A 6,575-nucleotide genomic window follows, 5' to 3' on the forward strand; every position below is an offset into this window, starting at 1 on the left:
GCGTTGCTGGCCCCGACATCGGACAGGCCTTCGAACAGCTTGCCGCCGAAGATCTTGGCCTCCAGACGCTCGCGTCGCGCGCCGCGCTGCAGCAGGCCGTTGATCAACAGCTCCATCGCATAGGCGCCGTAACGCACCGCGTCACCATCCCGCCGATTGTCGCCGGAATCGGGCAGCAGGAAGTGGTTCATGCCGCCGACGCCCGCCTGGGATCGCGCAGGCATGCGGCGATGCACGAGCCCAGTACGGTGGTCATGACCACGCTGGGATCGGACGAGACATGACTTTCGCCCTGGGTCACGTGAACCTTGATCGAAGGGCCGTCTTCCGGGTGTGTGTCTCGTGGGTTCATGTCAGTTGCCCGAACACTTGCTCGATCTTGTCCCGCAGCCCCTGAACAGTGAACGGCTTGACGCAATAGTTGTTGACGCCGAACTGCACGGCGCGTTGGACGAGTTCCCGATCGGCCCGACCCGTGAGCATCACGAACGCGGTCTGACGATCGGCGGGTGCGAGCGCACGGCGCGCAGCAGCGCCAGGCCATCCATCTTCGGCATGTTGAAGTCGGAGATCACCAGGTTGGCCGGCTTGGCCAGAAGCTGCTTGAGCGCTTCCTCGCCATCGGGCGCCTCGCGGACATCACGGAAGCCGATCTGTTGCAGCGCATTGCGGATCAGAGCCCGCATGGTCAGCTGGTCATCGACGACCAGAACGGAAATGGAACTTGCTTTGGGGCATGGACTAGCGCCTCGCTGAGGCTAGATCGAGAATGGATTGGCCGATGGAGGACAGGGACACCTGCTTCTCCACCGCGCCGATTTCAAAGGCGGCTCGGGGCATGCCGTAGACGACGCAACTCTGCTCATCCTGCCCGAGCGTGCGGGCCCCGGCGTTGCGCAGGGCCAGCAGGCCCTGGGCGCCGTCACGGCCCATGCCGGTGAGGATGGCCCCCACCGCCTTGTCGCCCACGGCCTTGGCCAGGGAGTTGAACAACACGTCAACCGAGGGCCGGTGGCCGCTGACCGGGTCGGCCGCGACCAGGCGGCACCGCAGGCCGCCAGAACGGACGACCTCCAGGTGGGCGCCGCCGCCAGGAGCGACATAGACCTTGCCCGCCTCCAGAAGCGCGCCGTCCGTGGCTTCCTGCACCTTGGCCCCGCTGGCGCGATCAAGTCGCGCGGCGAAACTGGCGGTGAAGGTGGCCGGCATGTGCTGGGTGATCACCGTCGGCGGACAGGTGTCGGGGAACAGGGTCAGGATCGACAGCAGGGCCTCGACCCCGCCCGTCGACGAGCCGATCGCCACCACGTCGCCCGAGGGCACATAGTCCTTGCGGCGGGCGGTGACGGGCGTGGCGTCGGCGCGGGTCCGCACCGAGGCGCGCGCCGCGGCCCGAACCTTGACGGCCACCTCGGCCAGGGCGTCGGCCGTGCCGGTCGCCATGGTCGGCTTGGCCACGCAGTCGACGGCGCCCAGTTCCAGGGCGCGCAGGGTCATTTCCGCGCCGGCCTGGGTCAGGCTGGAGACCATCACCACCGGCATCGGCCGAAGGCGCATGATCTTCTCGAGGAACTCGATGCCGTTCATGTTCGGCATCTCGATGTCGAGGGTGACGACGTCGGGATTGAGGGCCTTGATCATGCCCCGCGCTTCGAACGGGTCGCCGGCGGCGCCGACCACCTCGATGCCCGGGTCGCGATTGAGGGCGGCGGTGATCAGGCCCCGCATGGTGGCCGAGTCATCGACGACGAGGACGCGTATCTTGCTCATGGTCAACCCGCCACCTTGCGATAGGCGGTCAGACCGCAGCTTTCGAACGCCGTGACCGAAGCGCCGACGCGCTCGGAATGGCCGACATAAAGACGACCGCCCGTCGGCATCAGCGGCGCGAAGCGCTGCCAGACCCGCTCCTGGGTGGGCTCGTCGAAATAGATCACGACGTTGCGGCAGAAGATGGCGTCGAACGGGCCCTTCATCGGCCAGCGCGGACCATTGAGGTTCAGCTCGCGGAAGGCCACGAGGCTGCGAGCGGCGGCGTTGACGCGGAAACTGCGGCGGTCACTGGCGTCGCGCTCGAAATATTGCGAGCGCATCTGCGCCGGAATGCCTTCGAGCAACTGTTCCTCATAGACCGCCTCGCGGCCGGTGGCCAAGACGTTGGTGTCGATGTCTGTACCGAGGATCCGGATGTCGAGGTCGGCGGCGTTGGGCCACACCGACAGCACCGTGAAAGCCATCGAATAGGGCTCCTGCCCCGACGAGCTGGCCGCCGACCACAGACGCAGACGCCCGCCGGCCCGCACGCGGTCGGCCATGGGTTCCAAAACCGTGGCGCGCAGGTCGTCGAAATGGTGCGGCTCGCGGAAGAAGCGGGTCACGTTGGTGGTCAGGGCGCGCAGCATGTGCTGCTGCTCGTCGACATTGCCCTCCTGAGCCACCAGCGAGCAGTATTCCTGGAAGCTGCGCAGGCCCAGCGTGCGCAGGCGCTTGGCCAGGCGCGAATAGACCAGCGTGGCCTTGCTGTCGGGCAGGCTGATGCCCGCCTGATCGTAGAGCAGACCCGCGATGCGCTTGAAGTCCTGGTGGGTGAAGGCGAACTCGCCATCGACCAGGGCCGCGTCGCGACGATCGGAGAATGAGGTGGAGGACTGGGTCATGCGGCGACGGCCTCCCTTTCAGGCAGCAGGCGATCCAGCGAGATCTCGCTGATCATCCGGCCGTCCAGCGAGATGATCCCGCGGATGAAATTGCGAACCCGGTCGCAGGCCACGTCAGGCGTGGGCTGAACCAGATCATCGGTGATCGAAAGAATGTCCGACACGGCGTCGACCAGCAGGCCGATGGTGCGGTCGTCGGCCTTCACCACGATGAACACGTTGCGAACGGTCGGCTCGACCATCGGCATGCCCAGGCGAACGGCCAGGTCCATGATCGGCAACACGGCGCCGCGCAGGTTGATCACCCCGCGCATATAGCCTGGCGACTGTGGCAGGGCCGTCGCCGGGCTCCAGCCGCGGATCTCGCGAACCGCCATGATGTCCACGCAGTATTCTTGCTGGCCCACGCGGAACGAGATCAGTTCGCGACGTTCGCCGGTGATGTTGGGAGGCGCTTGATCGGTCATGGCGCTATTCCGCGGCGATCAGGGTCGGATCAGCGGAACGGGGCGGCTCGCGGCGGCGCAGGCCGATGACGGCGTCGACGTCGAGAATCAGCGCCACCCGGCCATCGCCCAGGATGGTCGCGGCGGCGACGCCCTCGACCTGCTGGTAGTTCTGCTCCAGCGATTTGATGACCACCTGGCGCTGTCCGTGAATGGCGTCGGCGACCAGGGCGGCGCGTGAACCGTCCTCACCCTCGACCAGCAGCACGACCCCCTCGGTCGGCGACGGCGAGGTGTCGCGATAGCCCAGGGTCAAGCCGACATCGATCAGCGGCACGAAGCTGTCGCGGACGGCCAGCACGGCGCCGACGGGGCCCAGCGGGCGGACCTCTTCGGCCTTGGGTCGCAGGCTTTCGACGATCGCCGCCAGGGGCACGACCAGGGTTTCGCCGGCGACGTCGATGACCATGCCGTCCAGAACGGCGAGGGTCAGGGGCAGGCTGAGCGTGAAGGTCGAGCCCAGGCCGGGTCGCGAGGCGATCGAGATGCGGCCGCCGAGCGCCTGGACGCTGCGCTTGACCACGTCCATGCCGACGCCGCGGCCGGAGACGTCCGAGATCTTGTCAGCGGTGGAGAAGCCGGGAAGGAAGATCAGGTTGTCGATCTCTTCGTCGGTCAGCTGGATTTCCGGCGAGATCAGGCCCTTCTTGACCGCGATCGACAGCACGCGTTCGCGATTGATGCCCCGGCCGTCGTCCTGGACCTCGATGACGATCCGGCCGCTGCGATGCAGGGCGGCCAGGCGCACCACGCCTTCGGGATTCTTGCCCGCCGCCTTGCGCTCCTCGGGCGTTTCGAGCCCGTGGTCGATGGCGTTGCGCAGCATGTGGGTGATCGGATCAGCCAGACGCTCAATGACCGTCTTGTCGACCTCGGTATTTTCGCCGTCCATCACCAGGCGGGCCTGCTTGCCCGTCATGTTGGCGACTTCGCGGACCAGGCGCGGCATGCGCTGGAACACCGACTTCACCGGCTGGGCGCGGATAGCCATCACGCTGTCCTGGATCTCGCGGGTGAGCTGTTCCAGCTCATCCAGACCCATGGCTAGGTTGGAGGATGGGGCGATGCCATATTCGCCGACGCGCTGCGCCAGCATGGCCTGATTGATGACCAGTTCGCCGACCAGATCGATCAGGCGGTCGATGCGTTCGGGATCGACGCGGATCACCGACTGGCCGGGACCGGGCACCTCGATCTGCTGGGCCTTGGCGGCGACGGCGGCGGCCGGCGCATTGGCCGCGACTGGCGGCGCGGCGGGCGCGGGCGCCGAGACCGGGGCCGGCGCGACCGCCTCGACGACGGGCGGCGCGATGATCGGCTGCTCGACGACGGGCGGCGCGATCGTCAGTTCGGGTTCGGGCGCGGGCGCCGTCTCGACAGGATTGAGCAGGGCGGCCAAAGCCTGATCGACGGGCGCCTCGCCGCGAACGATCTCAAGCTCGCAATCGCCATCGACGAATTCGAACACTTCGCGGATCGCGGCCTCGTCCTGCTCGGTCTCGAGCCGGACGGTCCAGGTGACATAGGCGGCCTCGGGATCGAGGAATTCAAGCGTCGGCAGGGCGCTGTCGTCCAGGGTCGCCTGGATGGGGCCCAGGCGCGCGAGCTCGCGCAGCAGCAGGGCGGTCTCGTTGGCCTTGCGATACAGGTCGGACTTCGGGCGGATCGACACGGTCCAGGCGTCGCCGATCGCCTGAAAGACGGTGGCGGCCTGCTCGTCGATCGTGATGGTCATGGGCTGGAAGTCGAAGCCCAGATCATCGTCTTCCAGGCTCTCCTCCGGCTCCATGACGAACGGAACCGGCGCGGCGGCCTCGACGGGGACACCAGGCTCGGGCGCGGGCGGGGCCGCGTACGACGGATCGGTCCAGGCCTTCAGCTCGGCGGCCATCGCGGCCGAGACCGCGTCATCCACCATGCCCAGCCCGCGGGCCGAGCTGACATGGTCGGCGAGCACGTCGGACGCCCGCAACAGCACCGCGATCAGGTCCTGAGTGCTGGGAATCTCGTTCGAACGCAGGGCGTCGAGCAGGGTTTCGAACACATGGGCGAACCGCACCAGCGGTTCGAGGCCAAAAGCCCCTGCCCCACCCTTGATCGAGTGGACGGCGCGAAACACGGCGTTGACGGTGTCGCCATCGTCAGTGCCGTCCTGCATGGCCAGGAGCCCGCCTTCGAGGTCAGCGAGCAGTTCCTCGCATTCCTGAAAGAAGGTGACCTTGATGGCCTCTAGCTCGTCCATTCCCACTTATCCTAATCGAGTGTCTTATCGTGTCCGGCAGGTTTCGAAGATCAGGCCGCGACCCGGCGGATGGCTTCGACCAGCTTCTCGGGGTTGAACGGCTTGACGATCCAGCCGGTCGCGCCGGCGGAACGGGCGCGAGCCTTCTTGGCCGGATCGCTTTCCGTGGTCAGGACCAAGATCGGGATGGCGCGATAGTCGTCGTCGACCCGCACCGCCTCGATGAAGCCGAAACCGTCCAGCTTCGGCATGTTGATATCGGTGATGATGACATCGGGGCGATGGGCGGAGAGAACCTCCAGACCATGCTCGCCGTCGACTGCTTCGACGACATTGAACCCTGCGCCGGTCAGGGCCATGCGCAGCATGTCCCTCATCGTGCGAGAATCATCGACCGTGAGGATCGTACGCGTCACGAGGTGGCTCCATGGATAGCCGTCGGAAAGAACGCCCCTTCGGCGCCAAACAGACGGGTGGTTTCTAGAAAGGCCTCGGAAGGGGCCACGATCGAAAACGTCTTGCCGTCGACGGTCCAGGCTTTCTGGGCCGCCAGCAGAACCTGCAGGCACAGTCCGCCGAGGCGGCGAACCTGGTCAGCGTGAACCTCGATCGCGTTGCCGCGGTTCTCGATGAACGCCTGCTTCAGGGGACCCGCGGCCTTCAGGTCGAGGGTTTCGGGTAGGGCCAGCGCCGGCATCAGAATTCCTCCCAGGCGTCGGTGGATGGCGCCGCGGCCGCCGCCGCGCCGCCGCGCGCGGCGGGACGGGCATAGGCGCCGAGGCGCGCGCGTTGTTCAGCGACCGGGTTTCGAGCCGGCGCATCGTGGCTTTCGGCCTCGCGCGGACGATGTCCGGCGCGGCCTTCACTGACCTGGAAGCGGCTGAGCAGGCGCACCAGCTCGGCGGTTTCGCCCTTCAGGGAATGGGTGGCGGCGGTGGACTGCTCGACCATCGCGGCGTTCTGTTGGGTCACCTGATCCATCTGGTTGACGGCGGTGTTCACTTCGTTCAGCCCCGTGGCCTGCTCGGCGGCCGAGGCCGCGATCTCGGTGACCAGCGCGTCGATTTCCCCGACCTTGATGACGATGCGTTGCAGCGCTTCGCCGGTCTGGCCGACGAGGTTGACGCCGGACGCGACCTGCTGGGTCGAGGACGAAATCAGGGTCTTGAT

7 protein-coding genes and 2 pseudogenes are annotated in these 6,575 nt (G+C 67.0%); all 9 read right to left on the reverse strand.

The annotated features are described in order from the left end of the window. Positions 1-352 (reverse strand): annotated as a pseudogene (locus tag CSW58_RS06855) (chemotaxis protein CheD); the annotation flags it as partial. Next, positions 349-686, reverse strand: a pseudogene (locus tag CSW58_RS06860) (response regulator). The pseudogenes CSW58_RS06855 and CSW58_RS06860, both read right to left, overlap by 4 nt. Before the next feature lie 55 nt (positions 687-741). Next, complete coding sequence (locus tag CSW58_RS06865; RefSeq protein WP_099446784.1) at positions 742-1,770, reverse strand: chemotaxis response regulator protein-glutamate methylesterase; 1,029 nt, start codon at positions 1,768-1,770, stop codon at positions 742-744. 2 nt (positions 1,771-1,772) lie between these two features. After that, positions 1,773-2,657: a protein-glutamate O-methyltransferase CheR gene (locus CSW58_RS06870; protein ID WP_099446785.1), complete on the reverse strand. Its 885-nt coding sequence runs from the start codon at positions 2,655-2,657 to the stop codon at positions 1,773-1,775. Next, entirely contained in the window at positions 2,654-3,124 is a 471-nt protein-coding gene (locus tag CSW58_RS06875) for a chemotaxis protein CheW (RefSeq protein WP_099446786.1), read from the reverse strand. Before CSW58_RS06875 ends, CSW58_RS06870 begins: the two co-directional genes overlap by 4 nt. Positions 3,125-3,128: 4 nt before the next feature. Continuing rightward, positions 3,129-5,405 carry a chemotaxis protein CheA gene (locus CSW58_RS06880; protein WP_099446787.1) on the reverse strand — a complete coding sequence of 759 codons (2,277 nt, stop codon included), beginning with the start codon at positions 5,403-5,405 and terminating at the stop codon, positions 3,129-3,131. A gap of 50 nt (positions 5,406-5,455) precedes the next feature. Next, entirely contained in the window at positions 5,456-5,821 is a 366-nt protein-coding gene (locus CSW58_RS06885; RefSeq protein ID WP_099446788.1) for a response regulator, read from the reverse strand. Then, positions 5,818-6,102: an STAS domain-containing protein gene (locus CSW58_RS06890; protein ID WP_369825104.1), complete on the reverse strand. Its 285-nt coding sequence runs from the start codon at positions 6,100-6,102 to the stop codon at positions 5,818-5,820. The genes CSW58_RS06885 and CSW58_RS06890 overlap by 4 nt, the downstream gene beginning before the upstream one ends. Next, positions 6,102-6,575: methyl-accepting chemotaxis protein (locus CSW58_RS06895; protein WP_236627694.1), on the reverse strand; the 474-nt coding region annotated here is incomplete at its 5' end. The genes CSW58_RS06890 and CSW58_RS06895, both read right to left, overlap by 1 nt.

Origin of the sequence: Caulobacter sp. B11, assembly GCF_002737765.1 — a bacterium.
Classification (GTDB): Bacteria; Pseudomonadota; Alphaproteobacteria; order Caulobacterales; family Caulobacteraceae; genus Caulobacter.